Source organism: Paenibacillus sp. FSL H7-0756 (assembly GCF_038006765.1).
Lineage (GTDB): Bacteria > Bacillota > Bacilli > Paenibacillales > Paenibacillaceae > Paenibacillus_AQ.
Genome location: NZ_JBBOVT010000001.1, coordinates 2,972,591 through 2,990,821 on the forward strand (window position 1 = coordinate 2,972,591; position 18,231 = coordinate 2,990,821).

The 18,231-nt window shown below is 55.4% G+C and carries 10 protein-coding genes; 8 read left to right on the forward strand and 2 right to left on the reverse strand.

Features of this window, described 5'->3' with window-relative positions; all coding sequences use genetic code 11:
- Nucleotides 1–24: 24 nt before the first annotated feature.
- Entirely contained in the window at nucleotides 25–2,142 is a 2,118-nt protein-coding gene (locus tag NST04_RS13125) for a serine hydrolase (protein ID WP_341184589.1), read from the forward strand.
- A gap of 325 nt (nucleotides 2,143–2,467) precedes the next feature.
- Here the strand turns inward: NST04_RS13125 and NST04_RS13130 are convergent, their stop codons facing one another.
- Entirely contained in the window at nucleotides 2,468–3,394 is a 927-nt protein-coding gene (locus NST04_RS13130; RefSeq protein ID WP_341184590.1) for an ankyrin repeat domain-containing protein, read from the reverse strand.
- A gap of 381 nt (nucleotides 3,395–3,775) precedes the next feature.
- Nucleotides 3,776–7,498 carry a glycoside hydrolase family 9 protein gene (locus NST04_RS13135; protein WP_341184591.1) on the reverse strand — a complete coding sequence of 1,241 codons (3,723 nt, stop codon included), beginning with the start codon at nucleotides 7,496–7,498 and terminating at the stop codon, nucleotides 3,776–3,778.
- 317 nt (nucleotides 7,499–7,815) lie between these two features.
- On the opposite strand from NST04_RS13135, the gene NST04_RS13140 reads away from it, so the two are divergent.
- The 7 genes from NST04_RS13140 to NST04_RS13170 all read left to right on the forward strand — a co-directional run bounded on the left by NST04_RS13140 (nucleotide 7,816) and on the right by NST04_RS13170 (nucleotide 17,948).
- A complete protein-coding gene (locus NST04_RS13140) occupies nucleotides 7,816–9,180 on the forward strand; it encodes a response regulator transcription factor (protein ID WP_341184592.1) in 1,365 nt (454 codons plus the stop codon).
- A 49-nt stretch (nucleotides 9,181–9,229) separates the two neighbouring features.
- A complete protein-coding gene (locus NST04_RS13145) occupies nucleotides 9,230–10,963 on the forward strand; it encodes a sensor histidine kinase (protein WP_341184593.1) in 1,734 nt (577 codons plus the stop codon).
- An 85-nt stretch (nucleotides 10,964–11,048) separates the two neighbouring features.
- Complete coding sequence (locus NST04_RS13150; RefSeq protein ID WP_340993835.1) at nucleotides 11,049–11,984, forward strand: ABC transporter permease; 936 nt, start codon at nucleotides 11,049–11,051, stop codon at nucleotides 11,982–11,984.
- Nucleotides 11,985–12,003: 19 nt separating this feature from the next.
- Nucleotides 12,004–12,915 carry a carbohydrate ABC transporter permease gene (locus NST04_RS13155; RefSeq protein WP_340993834.1) on the forward strand — a complete coding sequence of 304 codons (912 nt, stop codon included), beginning with the start codon at nucleotides 12,004–12,006 and terminating at the stop codon, nucleotides 12,913–12,915.
- Nucleotides 12,916–12,986: 71 nt separating this feature from the next.
- Entirely contained in the window at nucleotides 12,987–14,567 is a 1,581-nt protein-coding gene (locus NST04_RS13160; protein WP_341184594.1) for an ABC transporter substrate-binding protein, read from the forward strand.
- Nucleotides 14,568–14,650: 83 nt separating this feature from the next.
- Nucleotides 14,651–15,754, forward strand: coding sequence for a glycoside hydrolase family 88 protein (locus tag NST04_RS13165; protein WP_341184595.1), 1,104 nt, complete (start codon nucleotides 14,651–14,653; stop codon nucleotides 15,752–15,754).
- A 40-nt stretch (nucleotides 15,755–15,794) separates the two neighbouring features.
- Nucleotides 15,795–17,948: a GH92 family glycosyl hydrolase gene (locus NST04_RS13170; protein ID WP_341184596.1), complete on the forward strand. Its 2,154-nt coding sequence runs from the start codon at nucleotides 15,795–15,797 to the stop codon at nucleotides 17,946–17,948.
- Nucleotides 17,949–18,231: the final 283 nt, after the last annotated feature.

The window sequence follows — 18,231 nt, forward strand, 5'->3', positions numbered from 1 at the left end:
TCCTATGGAAATGGAGTGAATTGAATGAATTTGTCATGGTTACGTACCCGCTCTGCCTTTTGGACGAGGACTGTGTTATCGGCTGCACTGGTTCTGACACTGACGGCTCCGGCTGTTCAGGCCGCCGTTCCCCCTGCTTCTCCGGCCGCTCCGGCTGCCGCCGCTGGGGCGGGCAAACCCCTGACCGCCGAGAATGTGGATGCCTTCCTTAAGCCGTTCTTCAGCTCGAAGGATGTGCAGGCACAGCTTGCCGGTGCGGTAGTTGTAGTGGTTAAGGACGGCAAGACTGTAGTGAAGGAAGGCTTCGGATACGCAGACAAGGCTGCCAAAAGCAAGGTAGACCCTGACAAGACTGTCTTCCGCATGGCCTCCGTCTCCAAAACCTTCACCGCCACTGCTGCCATGCAGCTAGTGGAGCAGGGCAAGCTCGATTTGAAGGCGGATTTTCAAACCTATACCGGCAAGATGGACTTCGACAATCCCTTCGGCGTTCCGGTAACGGTTGCGGATCTGCTGACTCACACCACCGGCTTCCGTATCCAGGACCCGCTGCCGGAGGATATTAATGAAGATTTCACCACCAAGGTGTCGATTGAGGATTATGTGGTGAAGCATATGCCGCCGGTGGTGCGTGAGCCGGGCACTTCCTACATGTATGACAACTTCGCTTCGATGCTGCTCGGTCTGGTGGTGGAGAAGGCCAGCGGCATGCCGTATGAGGATTATATGCAGCAGCATGTATTCGCCCCGCTGAAGATGGATTCAAGCGGCTTCCTGCTGGAAGGGAAGCTGAAGGACAATCTTGCTACTGCTTATGATGCTACGGGCAAAGAGGTCGTTCTGTACAATGTGACGCCAACCGTGATGCCTCAAGGCGGCATGCTGTCTACTGGCGATGATGTTGGGAGGTTCATGACGGCTTTTCTGAACGGAGGTGCGATTGACAATAACCGTGTTCTTAAGGAAGACACAGTACAATCTATGGAGGAATACCGCTCCGCGATTCATCCTTTGCTGCCGAATAACACCTACGGCTTTGAAGCACCTTTACAGCTTCCGGGAGCCGGCAGCAGCTCCAAAATCATTACCAAGGCTGGTGATTTAATCGGGTTCAGCACGTATATGGTTCTAATCCCCGAGCAGAACACCGGGGTGTTCATTGCCTATAATCAGCAGAGTGCACTGCGGGAGCAGTTCTATCCGGCCTTTATCCAAACGTTCTTCCCGCAATACGCCGCACCGGTGAAGCTGGATGCTTATAAGCCAATGAGCGCTGATGCGCTGAAGGCATTCACTGGCTACTATGCGGATCTCCGTATCAAGAGTCTTGTGACTACAGTCTCTGTGCAGAATGGTGCGCTAATGATTAACGATGCTTTTCTGGGTTCCCGCAAGCTGATCCAGGTAGATGATAATCTGTTCACGGATGAGCTGACCGGCAAGTTAACGGGCTTCACCATGAAGGATGACGGAGGAAGTGCTTATCTCAAGGAGCCTTACCTCAATCCGTTCAGCTACGGGCAAAAAGGGCCGGATGGCGTCGGTTATGCCGATGTTCCCGCGAGCCATCCTTATGCAGCTCCGGTGAAGATGCTCCAGTCGCTGGGGTATCTGCCGAATGATGCCACGCTGAGCTTCCAGCCTGAGGCGGGCATTACGCGCGCCCAGTATGTGCGGCTGATGATGGAGAGCAGCGGACTTAAGGGAAGTTCGACGGAGAAGCTGGCCTTCCCGGATCTGCAGGGCCATCCCGATGCTGCTTTCATTCAGCAGGCCGTTGAGCTGGGAATGATTGAAGGAACGGCCAATGGAAAATTCCAGCCGGACCGGGTGATCTCCCGTCAGGAGGCGGCAGTCATGATCTGGAGAATGTACAGTGCGAAGTACCCGGATAAGCTGTTCCAGAACGTGAAGCTGTCCGGCACTACGGATAAATGGGCTGTTCCGGCCGTGAAGATGGCCGTTGCCTTGGGCCTGTACGGACCGGACTTCAAACCTGATGCCAAGGGCGCTGTGGACTACAAGTCCAGAGCCGCGCTGAGCAAAAAGGAGAACGCCGCCATCCTGTATGCGTTGTTCACGAACCCGATCGACCAGATCGTCGCCAAGCTGTCGCAGCAGGCTGGGGACGGAGGGAAGTAAGCTAAAGGTGGTTGGAGGGAGGCTGTCCCGATGGGCAGCTTCCGGGATAAACAATGACAGGACCGGCCTTGGGCCGGTCCTGTTTCGTTATAGGCTGCCAATCCGTATAAGGGCAGGCATGGGGCTAGATGAGTAGATGAGGAGATGAGAGGGATAAATCCCCTTGGTGAAGGTGGAGGTGGGCAGAATGAGGAAATGAGAGGGATAAATCCCTTTGGTGAGGGTGAAAGTGGGCGTGGAGCGGGAATGAGGTGCATAAGTGCCCTTGAATCCGCCGAATGTAATCCATCCGGCGGATTGTGGAGCATTGATGCACCCGCACTACTTACAGATGGGCGGACTGGGCACCCAGGCTCTCAAGCCATGCTGCCAGTTCAGTGGCATGGCTGCGCTTCGCCACGTCAAGGGGAGTGAGGCCGTCCCATGGGGAAGGCCAACTCAGCTCGGCTCCTTGGGCGAGCAGGAATTCGGCGGCGGCACGCTGTCCGCCGTGGCAGGCGCACCAGAACGCGACGTTAACCTCGTCTGGTGCTGCTGAAGCGGAGCTTGCGCCCCAAGGGTAGCGGCGCGGGAGCGGATGTCCGGTGAAGTGTGCCTCCATCGCATCAAGCAGACCGAGCGCCGCCGCGTGCCATAGCGCAGGCTGCGCACCGCGCTCCACCAGCCGCTGCGCCGCCTGCCACTGAGCGAATGCTACGGCGTCGTCCAGCGGGGTCCCGCCAGCGATGACTGCGCCGGGGGCCTCGATGTCGGCACCGGCATCGAGCAGCAGGTCCAGCACCTCGACATCGTCACAGCTTGCTGCCCAATGCAGCGGCGTTTCGCTATGCGGCCCGCTGAACTGCGCATTCACCTCGGCCCCGGCTTCAATCAGCGCAGTGACCACCGCTGCATTGTTGGGATAATGCCCCGGCCAATCGGTGGCTATATGCAGCAGCGCGCGTGACAGCCCGCGATTAGTGCCACCGCCAGAGTTCACGCCGTTTGCCCCAGGGTCTTCGCTATTAGCATTGGCACTGTTCACGCTGCTAGCTTCAGCATCGCCAGTCTCCCCACTGCCTTCGTTACTTGCACGCCCCTCTTCAGTTCCAACAATCCGGGCTGTAGCCAACCCCGGGTTACTAGCCAGCAATTGTGTCAATCCCGGCACATCGCCGGTACGAATCGCCTGCACCGCCGAAATTGCCAGCGGATCGTCAATCGCCAGCCACATCATATTCTCATCACTCATCGTAGATCTCCCTCCATTCATCCGCTATCACCCCAGCCCCCGTCATCTTGCCAACAATCTGCGGGTTGTAGCTGTGACAGCCGCGATGTTACAGCGATGCACCCTGGTAACTGTGCTGTCAGACTGCACCGCTGTACATGACAGTAGTATACCCTTTCTAAATTTCGCCTTCAAACTCGCAGCTTCACAGCCTCCCTTCCTTGGAGGAGCGGAGCATGCATATGGCTATACACTAATCGTGTAGCTCCTTGCTAATCGTGTGGCTATACACTAATCGTGTAGCTCTACACTAACCTTATGGCTTTTCACTAATCGTATGGCTCTACACTAATCTTACAGCTCTACACTACTCTTAAGGCTCTTCTCATTGTCCTTCACTATTCTTTTTGTCCCTCACTTATTTTACAGCTCTTCACTAACCCCAGGACCACTTTGCACCCCGGTGCTTACCGCATCGGTGAAGGTATCTGTAGTGTGGAAGTAGTAGGAATGCTGGCCCGGGGGCAGCTTGGCGCTGTATTGATAGATTCGGCCGTCCACATAATTATTGTCACTTGGATTGGCGGGCTGCATGGTGCGGACGACACCGTCCAGAATCAGCTCCATGGCAAAAGGTGCCTGATTATCGGCATCCGTATAAGTGACAGTGAACGTATAATCTGTCTGCGTGGTGCCGGTAGTGTGATTTAAGCCGCCTGCGGTCAGGGTGGGCGCGCTTCCGCTGACTTTATTAGTGGCTTTAATCTCGTCAACCAGCATTTGACCTGGAGTGACAGTATCCTGCTTCAGCCAGATGGACATCTTCACTGCCTTTTTATCTATGGCCGGGGTCAGGGCATTCAGATTGAATTGCAGGTCACTCCAGTCGGACGGAACCTGGGCCCAGCCTCCGGTCAGATTATAGGTTCGCTTGCCGTCACTCAGCTCAATCCGTGTTCTTAGGTCAGGTGAGGCAGGATTCTTCAGCGTAATATTCAGATATTGATAGCCGCTGAGATCGACCACATCGTTCCACGGCTGGAACTTCGCCGCAGAGTTCACATTCGCCGGTATCTGGGCGAACTGTCCAGCGGTACGTCCGTCTGCGCTTACCTTGGTGAATGTTCCTGTGCCGCCGTTCTGGTTATACCAGTTGACCCAGGTGGTATTGGCCGCTGAACCTCCCCAGAAGCCGCCGCCTCCGAAATCATCATAGAGCAGCGGATTGGAAGGGTCCGGCAGAGCCGGGGCCACGGTGTAATGTGTGGAGCTGTAGGTGTACCCGCCGGAAGGATCTTTGGCGCGGACATCCACTCTCCGGTTCGTATAAGGCAAGGATTGGCTCTCATCAATAACCGCAGCGTAGACGGCCCCGCTCACGGTGGAATACACGTCACCGGAGACCGTCATTGGCTGATAAGGCAAGCCGGTTGCCGCATATTGAACTTCGCTCAGTGAATCCCCGGCTTGGGCAAACACGGTAACTTCTCCCCGTACCCATTCTCCAATCACAGGAGAGAGGATCGGTAAGGCCGGCGGCACCGCGGCAATATCCGCACCTGTCCCCGGAGTAGCGCTCAAGCCCATAACGGTATAGAACAATCCGGCCTGAATGCTGATGCTGAACTCGTTATACCGCCACTGGTTCGTATCATCCAGGTAGAGCGAACGGTCCTGATACCACGGACTTACGCTGCTTTTGTTCTTGGGGTCCTTCATATTAGGCCCGCTGACCATGGCTCCCGGAAGGATAATGCCGGTGTCTCCAGGCGTATTGGATTCTTCATTGTAGCGGGTATGCGGGAACATCACATGATGGGTGCCGATGCCGGAGACCCAGCTGATATTCCACGGATTCTCTCCGAACAGCCAGTACATCCCTTTCAGGACCCCTTGCAGCGCCGCCGGATCACCGAACAATTCATAGTACCGCAGCAGATCGCCGAGGTAAGAGGCGTGGGGCTCGTTCACCCCGAAGTTTTTGAACTGGTTCAGCACCCCATACGGGGTATCATCGGCCATGGAGAGGAAGTAATCCGCTTGCCCCTTGAGCAGGCTATGAATATGAGATTGTGTGGCAGCATCGGCAACCGGATAGAATTCAGCCATGGACATTGGACTCATATCCCAGTAGTTGGTGGAAGAGATGTCGCCCAGAGTCAGCGCGTTAATGGTAGCTGTAGCAGCATTCTTGTACTTGGCTTCACCGGTCAGCAGGTAGAGCTCAACATCCGCCAGCAGCTTGGAATTGGGAATCCCACCCCTCGTAGAATAAGAGCCGATCGGTCCGTCAGGATGGGCAACCACATATTCATAAAAGATTACCGCCGCGCTCTCACATTGTTCAGCGAATTCTGTAAGCTTCGCAAGCTGAGCGGAGGCGATATCCCCTTGGTCAATCGCTGTGCGGATCGCCCGTGCGGTAGCAGCCAGTGTGCCCGCTGACTTGGCCGAACCGCCGACGCTCAGGTCCGTCAGCTTGCGGTCATCGGCGGTGCCGGAGATATTGTCGGTGGATTTCTCGGGATGGACGAATGAGGCGTTGTTCCTGAGATTATACATCTCTCCGCCGAGCTGATCCGCGAACTTAATCAGGTATTCGCTGCCGAAGACGGCTTCGTCCACCAGGTCAGGAATCCCGTTGCTGTCGTTATCGTACTTCACACTGTCATGGTCAGCATAACGGATATAAGCCAGGGCAATCTCCGCGCCGACCCACTGGTTGCCGCCGTATTTCCCATAATCCCCGGCGTCATACCAGCTTCCGGTCAGATCATAATGGGTCAGGCCGTCCGCAGACTGTGCATCATCCAGATGGCCGGCCCCGTGGTAGAGCTTGGCCGAAGGCGCTACACTGCTGTATCCCGCAGGATAAGCATCGCTGGTCGCCACGGAGGCGCGCAGCAGCCGGTAGAAGGCTGTCATCTCATCCTTGTATTGATCCCACAGGTTCGGAGCGATCTCAAAAGGATAAGAATACACCTCATTACTCCGCACTCTATAGTTCCCGGAATCTGTGAGCGGGCTGAAGCCGATAGCGTAGACATGCTTATTCCAGTGCAGCCCTTCATAGGTCATCGTGCCCGAGTAGACTACGTTAGTTCCGTCCAGTATTTCATAAGTGGCATCTGTGACCGTGGTGTCCGAGATGAACTTCGCATTCTTAATATCATCCGCACTGTATCCGGCCTGGCTCACAGCAATATCGATCACGGAGGAGGCTTGAACAACATCCAGCGTCTGGACACTGGTGGCGACTTCGTCGGAGGTCGTATCGGTGGTGCGGAAATAGTAGGTATGAGCGCCTGCCGGGAGCTTCGTCAGGAAGCTGTATTTTTTGCCGTCCGTATAGGTACCATCCGCCGGGTCGGATTCACGCATAGCATAGGCGGTATCATCGATAATAACCTGAACCGCAAAGGGGGCTTCGTTATCTGCGTCGGTGTAGACGGCTTCAAAGGTAAAATCCGTATTCTGGTTGTAGCTGCCGTCCGTATTGGCGGTCATCCCTGCCCGGCTTAACTGGGGGGCGCTGCCGCTTGCGGCTGTGGTGAACGTGATGTCGTCTACCCACATTTCCCCGTAGGTGCCGCCCGCCTGTCTGAGCCAGAGCTCCAGCTTGACCTTCTTCTTCTGAATCTTGGGGGAGAGGGCATCCAGGTCAAACTGCAGGCTGGTCCAGGCCGCCGTGGCAGGCACATACCCTCCGGTCAGATTGTAATTGGTAATGCCGTCGCTGATGACAACCCGGACAAGAGACTGGGCATAGCCGCCATTGTTCAGGGACAGGTTCATATAACGGTAGCCGGAGAGATCGAAGGTCTCGTTCATCGGCTGAAATTTGGCCCAGGAAGAGGCCGAGGCCGGGGTCTGTGTGAACTTGCCGATCGTACGGGAACCGTCCGTTGTCTTGGCGAAGGTTCCGCTGCCGCCGCTCTGATTGAACCAGTTCGTCCAGTTCTGTTTGAAGAGTCCGCCACCGGCGAAATTATCGTACAGGAGCGGGTGCGCAGGGCCGGGCAAGGGGGAAACCGCAGCAGCGGCAGGCCGGGGAGCCAGAGCAACCGTACATAGAATTAACAACAGGCTGAGGCTTACAGAGAATACCTTTTTAAGACTCGCAGGCATTGGGCTTCTGGTGAACATCTTAGAACCTCCTCATGATAGAATATCGTTAACCCGGCGCTCCTCTCTTTTTATATGAAAACGCTTGCAAAAGAAGCATAAAAGAGTTACCCTCACTAATCGATGATGAATTGCCGGAAATCTGTGATCTATAATAGGGCTGTAACGGCTTGCTGTCCTTGAAGAGACAAATTACGAAGCTTCCGGCTGCAAGGGTTCCTGATATAGATCACACAAAACATGAAAAAGATCATCTACGGTGATTTACAGCGAGTGTAAGGTGATACCAAGGACTACAATGCATGAGGCAACCATGCAGCATCATAGGGGGGAACAGCATGTACAAAATTCTTGTAGTAGATGATGAGCCGAGAGTGAGCGCGGGAATCCGGAACTTCCTGTTATCCTCGGATATGAACATTACTGCGGTGGAGACTGCCGTGAACGGGTTCGAAGCAATTGATTATTTGCGGATGGACCAGTTCGATCTGGTGCTGACCGACATCCAGATGGGCCGGATGAGCGGCATCGAATTAATGGAGAACATTTATATGGAGCAGTGGAATGTTCCGGTGATTGTGATATCGGCCCATGAGAAATTTGATTTTGCCAAAAAATCGCTCCGGCTCGGGGCCAGGGATTACCTGGTGAAGCCGGTAGAGCGGACTGAACTGCTCCGGGTGGTCCGCAATGCGTTAACCCGGAAGGAGCTGCTGGACACAAGTCCGCAGCCGGAGCCTACTTCCATCCGCAGGCAGGAGCGGCGCGATGAATGGCTAATGGAGCTGGTGACCGAGCGGAATCTGACGCCGCAGGATATGGAGCAGATCACCGGTGAGCTGGGGGGCCTGCTGCACGGTCCCTTTTACGGAGTGATCTCCATCCGCATCGATTACAGCCGGGCCGGCTTCAGCAGCCAGCAGGTAACGCTGCAGGACCGTAAATTATTGAAATATGCGGCGCTCAATATTATGAACGAGACGCTGGCGGAGTGGAATGGCGTTACCTTCAACGGCTTCGGCCATTCCATCATCAGCCTCATCCAGCTATCCGCTGAGGATAGGGACGATCCCCGGGTCAGCGTACACTCGCAGATTCAGATGATCGGGCAGATGATTGCGATGAATCTGAAGAGGCATCTGAATACGGAGGCGGTTATCGGACTCAGCACCCTGGGCGAAGGCATCGCCACCCTTCCCGGGCTGCTGGAGGAGGCGGATACGGCTGCCGGCTGGAATAGCGTTCATCCCGGGCATCAGGTGTTCTATTATGGCGATTTCGCCAGGCAGGAGCATCTGAACCGGGGGCAGCAGCCGGATACAGGGTTAACGGCGCAGGAGTCTGAGGCAGCGGCACCGAGCGTCATCTCAAGGATTACCAGCTATATTCAGAGCAACTACCGCAACCCGGCGCTCAAAATCCAGGATATTTCCGAGGAGGTCCACTTCAGTGCGGCCCATCTGGGATATATTTTCAAGCGCGAGATGCGGATGAATCTGTGGGATTATGTGACCGCCCTGCGGATGGAGGAGGCCAAGCAGCTTATGGCGACTACAGACAAGAAGCGGTACGAGGTTGCTTATGCGGTAGGGTATGAATCACCGGAGCATTTCAGCCGGATGTTCAAGCGGGTGCTGGGCCTGACCCCGGCGGAATTCCGCAAGCAGGCCAGAGGAGGGGAACGGGCTGAAGCAGAAGCTTAAGAAGAGGCTGAAACAGCGGCTGAGACTCAGACTGAAGCATAAGGTCATTTTGGCGTTCCTGCTGTGCATCGTGCTGCCTTTTATCGTGGTGGGCTGGGTCTCTGCTTATGTGGCGCTGAACACCATCAAGGAGGAGGTCGGCAGTACGACCCTGCAACTGGTCAAGCAGAATCATGTCACGATTGATAAGACCCTGTCTGCGGTGAACGACCGGACGATAACGCTGCTCGACAGCCAGTTCTTCAGCAACCCGGAAGGATACAGCTTCTGGACCGGAATTGATACGTTGAATGAGATCCGGCAGGCCGATAATATTCTGGACAGCTGGTCTACCGGAGGGACGGAATATGCCATATATATGAAAAACATTGAGCGCAGGGCGACGCCGTTCGATCTGTCCTACAAAACCAAAGGCTTTAAATACCTGGATGGGTTCAGCGGCGGCTTGCCTGATCCTAACGTCAGTCTGATGGATGTCAGCGGCGCAGGGGCGCTGCGCGTCATGCCGTCCGGGAGCGGTGAGACCACCATCTCCTTCATGCGCAGTATTCTGAATCCCCGTAATTATAATGAGGTGATCGGCCTGCTGGCCGTCAACAAGATAGAGGTCATGCTGACCCGTGACATGGTCTCGGTGGAGCTGCCCGCCGCTGCCGGGGCATTCCTGTTCAATACCAGTGGGGAGCTGCTGATGTCCACTGGCTCAGGCGGCCTTAACCCCGGCGAGCTTGGCAAGCACCTCGAACCGGATGTCCCTTATGGCTATATCTTTGCGCAAGAGGGCGGAGAGGAATGGCTGTATGCCTACTCGGACAGCTCCAGATTCCACACCCGATTATTGTACAAAATCCCGTTAGAATCCATCACCGGCAAGCTCATCTGGTTTCAGCGGCTGCTGGTGGTGATCTCGTTCATTTTCTTGGCGTTCGTCCTGACCTTTGTCCTCTATATGGTAAGACTTGTGGTCAAGCCGGTGGTCGAGCTGGTCTCGGTGATGAAGATCTATGAGCCTGGCAAAAAGCTGCTACTATCCGAGGAGCCGCTGCGCCAGGACGAATTCGGTATTCTGCAAGGCTCCTTCGTCAGAATGACCCGCAGGCTGGACCATTCGATTGAAGAGAATTACGGGATGCAGCTGAAGCAGAAGGAATATGAGCTGCTCATGCTCCAGTCCCAGATTACCCCGCATTATCTGTACAACACCCTCGACTCGATCTATTGGTATGCGCTGGACAGCGGCAATACCGAGGTCGGCGAAATGGTCCGCGACCTGTCGATGCTGCTGCGGATCGGCCTCAGCCGGGGGCGGAAGATGATTACGGTAGGTGAGGAACTGGAGCACGCACAGGCGTACACCCGGCTCCAGACCAAGCGTTACCCGGATACCTTCGAGGTCCGGTGGCAGATTGACGATGCCCTGCGGGACTTCGAGACGCCCAAGGTGATCATTCAGCCGCTGATTGAGAATGCCATTCTTCACGGCGTGCGCGGCATGGATGGAGAAGGAGAAATCCGGGTCTCGGCGGTGCAGGAAGATGGGATTCTGCGCTTCACCGTAGAGGATAACGGGCATCTGCAGGTAGATCTGGAGGAGCTTAAGGCCATTCTGGAAGAAGAGCAGAGTGTGAAAGGATACGGGATCAGGAACGTGCATCAGCGCATCCGGCTCCATTACGGGGAGGCTTACGGGCTGGCTTATGAGCGGAGCGGGGACGGGTGGACACGGGCGGTGATTACGTTGCCTTTGCGACGGAGGGGGCCAGAACCGTTAGGAACGGACTAATAAAAGATCACAGTTCTACGGGAATGCATCATCGAAGCGGGGGGCAGATGGTTCTATAATAAGTCCATGAAAGGAGTAATGGACCATGAGTAGAGCCACTGGATTCTCAAGATTCATCCATGCCCTGTGGAAGTACAAGGCGCTGACGCTGATGCTGCTGCCGGCGGTGCTTGTGCTGCTGGCCCACAGCTATCTGCCGATGTTCGGCATATTTATTGCTTTTAAAAATGTGAATTATATGGACGGGATCTGGGGCAGCCCCTGGGTGGGACTGGATAACTTCAGCTTCCTGTTCTCTTCGGGGGATATGTGGCGGATTGTGCGCAACACGCTGCTGTACAGCCTGACCTTCATGATCCTGAACCTGGTGCTGTCGGTGTCGATTGCAGTAGCCATCAACGAGATCCGGCGGCGGCTGCTGGCGAAAGTGTACCAGAGCTTCATCATCCTGCCGCACTTCCTGTCGATGGTGGTGGTGAGCTATCTTGTATACGCTTTCCTCCAGCCGGATCACGGCTTCATTAATGCAACGATCCTCAAGGCCTTCGGGCAGGACCCGGTCTTCTGGTATTCGGAGAAGGAGTATTGGCCGTACATTCTTGTATTCGTCAATGCCTGGAAGCACGCAGGCTTCGGGGCGGTCATCTATATCGCGGCGATTGCCGGCATTGATCCGGAATATTATGAGGCGGCGCTGATCGACGGGGCTTCCAAGTGGAAGCAGATTATGCATATCACGCTCCCTTTTATCCGGCCGGTCATTATTATTATGACGATTCTGTCGATGGGCAGCATCTTCAGCTCCGACTTCGGGCTGTTCTTCCAAGTGCCTATGAATTCTGGGGCGCTGTACCCCGTAACGGATACCGTGGATACGTATGTCTACCGCGCCTTGATGCAATTGAACGATATCGGCATGTCCTCGGCCACGGCGCTTGTGCAATCTGTTGTCGGATTCATCATGGTCATTGCGACGAACAGTATCGTCCGGAGAATCGACCGTGAACAGGCACTATTCTAATGAAGAAGGGAGAACCCTCATGAACAGCAACTCCAGTTATTCCCCCGGCGGCAATTCGGCCGTTTCCAACGTACTTCTAAACCTGGCCTTCGTCATTCTCTCCCTTCTGTGCTTTCTGCCTGTTCTGCTTGTGATCATTGTCTCCTTCACAGACGGACAGTCGATTCTGACGCAGGGGTACAGCTTCCTTCCGGAGAAGTGGTCGTTCATTGCTTATGAGATGATTTTTAAGGATTGGGTGACGATTGTGTCGGGCTACCGCGTGAGCTTCACCATAACGGTGATCGGCACAGCACTTAGTGTGCTGCTCATGGCCTTGTATGCCTATCCCATTTCCCGGGCAGATTATCCGTTCCGTAACGTGTTTACGTTCTTCCTGTTCTTCACCATGCTGTTCAACGGCGGGATGGTCAGCAGGTATCTGATTTATACCCAGGCGCTGCATATCAAGGATACCTATATGGCCTTGATTCTGCCGATGCTGATCGTGCCGTTCAACGTCATTATTATGCGGACCTTCTTCCAGACCACCATTCATCCGGCGGTGATTGAATCGGCGCGGATTGACGGTGCGGGTGAGCTGAGAATCTTCCTGCGGATTGTGCTGCCGCTCTCGCTGCCGGTGCTGGCGACCATGGCCTTGTTCAGTACGATCGGCTACTGGAATGACTGGTTTAATGCGCTCCTGTACATCACCAGCGAGGACAAATATCCGCTGCAATATCTGATGATGCGTGTCCTGAACGATGTGCAGTATCTGCGCAGCAATGTGGAGCTGGCCGCCCAGAATCCGGGCATGATGAAGAATCTTCCGAATGAATCGCTGCAGATGGCGATGGCGGTGATCGGGATGGGGCCGATTCTGGTGGCGTATCCGTTCTTTCAGAAGTATTTTGTCAAGGGACTGACGGTAGGGGCAGTGAAGGGTTAAGCGTGGTGGAACCGGCAATCAGCATTGTCTGCTGCCGTTCTATATAAGCATGATCATACAGGAGGGTTCATATGAAAAAGTTAAAAAGAGCCAGATCACTGGTTCCTGCAACGGTTCTGGTTCTTGCACTGGCCCTGCAGGGATGCTCCGGCGGCAATAACGGGGGGGCTGCCAAGCCGGAGGCTTCCAGCGGAGCAGCAGCTACGAACAGTGCAAGCAGCGCGGAGCCTGCCGGCGGGACAGCATCACTGAAGCCTTACGAGGTGTCCATTATCTACTTCGGTGCGCCGCAGCGGGATGATGCGGTGGTTGAAGCCAAGCTCAGCGAGTATTTCAAAGAGAAGTTCAATGCTACGGTCGATCTTCAGCCCATCGCCTCCAGCGAATACAAGCAGAAGACCGAGCTGATGCTGAACGCCGGGGAGCCGATGGATCTGGTGTTTACCGCGTCCTGGCTGAATTTCTTCGGCAATGTAGCCAAGGGCGCCTTCCTGGATCTGGATGATCTGCTGGCCAAGTATGGGCAGGGCATCACAGAGAACCTGAATCCGATCTATCTGGAGGCCCCGCGCTACAAAGGCAAATTGTACGGCATTCCGACCAACAAAGAGATTACCCAGGGCAAGGCCTACACGTACCGTAAGGATATCGTCGACAAGTATAATATCCCGGTTGAGGACATCAAAACGATGTCAGACTTCGAACCCTGGTTCAAGCTGCTGAAGGAGAAGGAGCCGGAGCTGATTCTGGACTTCATCAAGGAATCGGGCGAAGGCATGATGTATGAGACCCGCTCGAACTTCCGCGCCATCGGACCGACACCGAACAAGATTCCATTGTTCTTATACGATTATACGAATACGGATAACATCCAGATTAAGTCAGTGATTGATCCCGAGATTTCCGCGATTGCCAAAGCGGAGTATGAGCTGAACCGGAGTTATTACGAGAAGGGCTACATCAACAGTGATGCTGCAACTACAACCACTGAGATCGGGGACTTGCGCAAGCAGGGCAAGATCTGGATGCAGCAGGCGGTCTGGAAGCCGGGCGCGGATATTGAGCTGAAAATCGCCTCGGACAATAAATATGATTTCGTGTCCAAGGTGATTGAAGAGCCTATCGTGACCACGGATCTGGCGGCCGGATCGATGTTCTCCATCTCCCGCACCTCCAAGGACCCGGAGCGGGCCATGATGGTCCTGAATGCACTGCATACAGATCCTTATGCTGTGAACCTGTTCGTTAACGGTATCGAAGGCACCCATTACAAGAAGGTCGGCGAGAACCGGATTGAGCCGATTGCCGATTCCGGGTATGGCAGTACGGCGCTCTTCTGGGTCATCGGCAACCAGTTGCTTAATTATCTCAAGCCGGGCCAGCCCGATGATCTGTATACAAGCTGGAAGACATTCAATGATGAAGCGAAGCGCTCTCCGCTGTTAGGCTTCGTGTTCGATGAAACGCCGGTGAAGAATGAGATTACCCAGCTTACCTCGGTCATTGGCGAATACCGGGCGGCCAGCACGGGTGCGATTCCTGACCCGGCCAAGATGCTGGAGGAACGTAACGAGAAGTTAAAGAAGGCTGGGATCGAGAAGGTCAAGACTGAATTGCAGGCGCAGATTGATGCCTGGAAGGCAGCACAATAGTTGACGGTAGAGGAGGGCAGGAGGTCTGTTCGATGAAGACGTCCTGTCTTCTTACTGTACAAAAGAAACGGAGAGAATTGACAATGGAGACTTGGATTAACGAGGCCTGGGACTATGCCCAGAGCAAATTGAGCTGTACCCGGGGGAGAATCGGTGCTACCTTCCCGAATGCCTCCTACGGCGGGAAATATGATGCGCGTGACCTGGACTGCTGGACCAACGGATTCTGGCCGGGAATCCTCTGGCTGGCTTACCGGGCCACAGGCGATGAGGAATACCGGAGCATTGCCGAGCGCTGCGAGGAGCAGCTGGATGTACCGCTTCAGGAGTATGAACAGCTCCACCACGATAACGGCTTCCTCTGGAGCCCGTCGGCAGTGGCTGATTATAAGCTGACCGGGGGCCGGCTGTCCCGCAGAAGAGGGCTGATCGCGGCCAGCCATTTAGCCAGCCGGTTCAACCTGAAGGGCAATTTCATCCGGGCCTGGCTGCATGAAGGCAGTGAAGGCTTGGCGATTATCGATTGCATGATGAATCTGGGCTTGCTCTACTGGGCCAGCGAAGAGCTGCAGGACCCTCGTTACCGGCACATTGCTGTCGCCCATTCGGAGATGGCGCTGCGGGAATTCATCCGCGAGGACGGCTCGGTGCATCATATCGTCCGTTTCGATCCTGAGACGGGTGAGCGGATCGAGGCGCTGGGTGGACAAGGATATAGCCCGGATTCCGCCTGGTCGCGGGGATCGGCCTGGGCGATCTACGGGTTTGCAATCGGGTTCCGTTATACGGGGGACATTCGTTTCTTGAATGCTGCCAGAGCAGCAGCGGATTATTTCGCCGCACATTTGCCGGAGGATCTGGTGCCGCCGTGGGATTTCCGCGCCCCGGCAGATCAGCTATGGGCCAAGGACTCAACGGCGGCAGCCTGTGCAGCCAGCGGGATGCTGGAAATCGCCGGGCTGCTGGAAGGCGAAGCGTCCGCACACTACCGGCAGCTCGGAGCTGCCATCACGGAATCGCTGTTCCGCCATTATGCGCCGGTGGACCCGGCGGAGGAAGCATTGATTACCAAGGGCACGGGCAGCTTCCCGGCGAATGCGGAAGTGGAGATTCCGATCATCTACGGGGATTACTTCTTCCTGGAGGCGCTGCTGAAGCTGAAAGGAGAGCGGGAAATCTTTTGGTAATGCAAAGGATTTCAGTTCTGAAAGGGAGGTTCAGCATAGAGTGACAAGAAGAGTGGAATACGTAGATCCATTTATAGGCGTGGATGGGGAGAATAACTGCCTCTGCGGGCCTTATCTGCCGAACAGCATTGTCCGCCTGGGCCCGGATACCCTGCCGCCCCAGCTATCCCACGGCTACGACAGCTCGCGGCCGATTATCCGGTTCAGCCATACGCATGTCAGCGGGACCGGGGGCGGCGGGCGGTACGGCAATGTCGGCTTCACGCCGTATACAGGATTGCCCCGGTTCCATATTGACCCTTATACGAAGGAGGAGGAACATGCCGAAGCAGGCTATTACCGTGTGAAGCTGCTTCCGGTGGCTATCCGGGCTGAACTAACCAGCACGATGCGTACCGGAATCCACCGGTATACTTATCCGGCTGATGAACCGGCGGGACTGCTGATTGACGGCGGGGCGGTTATCCAGGTGGGCGGGGATGAGCCCGGGAAGACAACCGGACTTTCAACGGGCGGTTATATTGAGGTGTTGTCTGCCTATGAGCTTGCCGGCCGCTCCGATCTGCGCGGGGGCTGGGGGCATGAGTTCCCTTATTCCGTCTATTTCTATATCCGTTTCGACCAGCCGATACAGAATGTGCTGCTGAAGGACGCGGGCGGGGTACGCTCAGGCTTCTCTGTGGATGGGCCCCATTGCCAGGCTTCACTGAGCTTCGGAGCCTGCGGAACGCTGACGGCTAAGACAGGCATCTCTTATGTAAGTGTAGGCAAAGCCAGAGCCAGTGTGGACCGGGAAGCCTCTACCGGCTTCGATGATCTCCGTGAGGCAGCCGGAAGCATCTGGGAGGATAAGCTGAGCAGAGTCATGGTGGAAGGGGGAAGCCTGGAGCATACCCGGCTGTTCTACACCCTGATGACCCGCCTGTTTTGTATGCCCAGTGATCTGGGCGTAGACGATGAGAACTTCGCCTGGGAATCGGGGGTACGGCATTTTACCGATCTCTATGCGCTCTGGGACAGTGTCAGGAATGCCAACTCGCTGATTACTCTGCTTGATCCGCAGCTGGAAGCGGACATACTGAATTGTCTGCTGGACATTGCAGATCATACCGGCTGGCTGCCGGACGCCTGGATCATGGGGCATAGCGCGATGATTCAAGGCGGAAGCTCCGCCGATATTCTGTTCTGTGAAGCGGCGCTGAAGAAGCTGGAGGGGATTGACTATGCGAAGGCCCTGAAGCAGATGCGCAGGAATAATGAGGTGCAGTCCCCGGACACCTGGCTCTACGGCCGTCATCTGCAGGATTACCACTCCTTAGGCTACTTGTCCACGGATGTGAAGAAGAACTGTGTCTCCCGCCATATGGAATACGCTTATCAGGACTGGTGCATCGGCCGTCTGGCTGAGGAGTTTGGGCAGGAGGAGACCGCCGAAGAGTACTATGGCAGCTCGCAGAAACTGTGGAATCTGTGGCGGGAGGACCTGCGGTCCTTCGCGCCACGGCGGCCGGACGGGGAGTGGGTGAGTTCCTTTGACCCTGAATCCTGCCTGCCGGATTCCTGGAATGATCCGTACTTTTATGAGGGCACCGGTCTGCAATGGTCATTCAGCACGCATCATGACTTCCATGGACTGGTGGAGCGGCACGGGGGAGCGGAGGCCTTTGTCCGGCATTTGGATTATTTTTTTGACGGGGGCTTCTATAACTCCAAGGAAACAATGCTGCATATTCCTTATCTTTATATTTATGCAGGCAGGCCGGACCGGGCGGCGGACCGGGTGCGCGAATGTCTGGAGAAGTACTTCCGGGCTGAACGTGACGGGCTGGGCGATAACGAGGATATGGGCTGCCAGAGCGCCTTCTTCATCTGCTCGGCAATGGGACTCTATCCCTTGATGGGCCAGGACCTCTACTTCCTTGTACCACCGTTGTTCCAACGGACGACTCTGTTGCTGGGAGCGAAGGGGAATGAAGTGCCGCTGACGATTGAGGTTCAAGGCGAAGCTGACGGGTCCGGCAGCAGGTATATCCACTCTGCTGCTCTGAACGGGAAGACCCTGGACCGGGCCTGGGTCCGCCATGAAGAGATTGCGGGCGGCGGCACCCTTGTACTGGTGCTTAGTTCAGATGCCGGAGAGTGGGGCAAAAGGGTTCCGCCTTCGCCGCTGGCGGAGCGGCAGCAGCGCACATAGCACATAGATTGGACTAGTACAGTGTCAGATTTTAAAGGGTGAATAAACTTGTGAAACTCAGGGGTTCGTGTAATGAAACCCTATCATCCCCAAAAATCTAACGGACCGAAGAGACCTTATCCCGACGAGAACGCCACCTTTTGCAGCGGAACGGACTCAGTGGACCTTATCGTCTTTCTGCGAGACGCTTTGGAGCTGAATGACAGGGGATAAGGTCCTTGCGGTCCGCTAATCGCCCAAGTGACGGCTTTCTTCCCGGATAAGAGCACCTCAGTCCGTTACG

Bases quoted from the DNA above. Each gene is read 5' to 3' on its own strand.
- NST04_RS13125 (WP_341184589.1), top strand. From the start codon at position 25: ATGAATTTGTCATGGTTACGTACCCGCTCTGCCTTTTGGACGAGGACT.
- NST04_RS13130 (WP_341184590.1), bottom strand. From the start codon at position 3,394: ATGAATGGAGGGAGATCTACGATGAGTGATGAGAATATGATGTGGCTG.
- NST04_RS13135 (WP_341184591.1), bottom strand. From the start codon at position 7,498: ATGTTCACCAGAAGCCCAATGCCTGCGAGTCTTAAAAAGGTATTCTCT.
- NST04_RS13140 (WP_341184592.1), top strand. From the start codon at position 7,816: ATGTACAAAATTCTTGTAGTAGATGATGAGCCGAGAGTGAGCGCGGGA.
- NST04_RS13150 (WP_340993835.1), top strand. From the start codon at position 11,049: ATGAGTAGAGCCACTGGATTCTCAAGATTCATCCATGCCCTGTGGAAG.
- NST04_RS13155 (WP_340993834.1), top strand. From the start codon at position 12,004: ATGAACAGCAACTCCAGTTATTCCCCCGGCGGCAATTCGGCCGTTTCC.
- NST04_RS13160 (WP_341184594.1), top strand. From the start codon at position 12,987: ATGAAAAAGTTAAAAAGAGCCAGATCACTGGTTCCTGCAACGGTTCTG.
- NST04_RS13165 (WP_341184595.1), top strand. From the start codon at position 14,651: ATGGAGACTTGGATTAACGAGGCCTGGGACTATGCCCAGAGCAAATTG.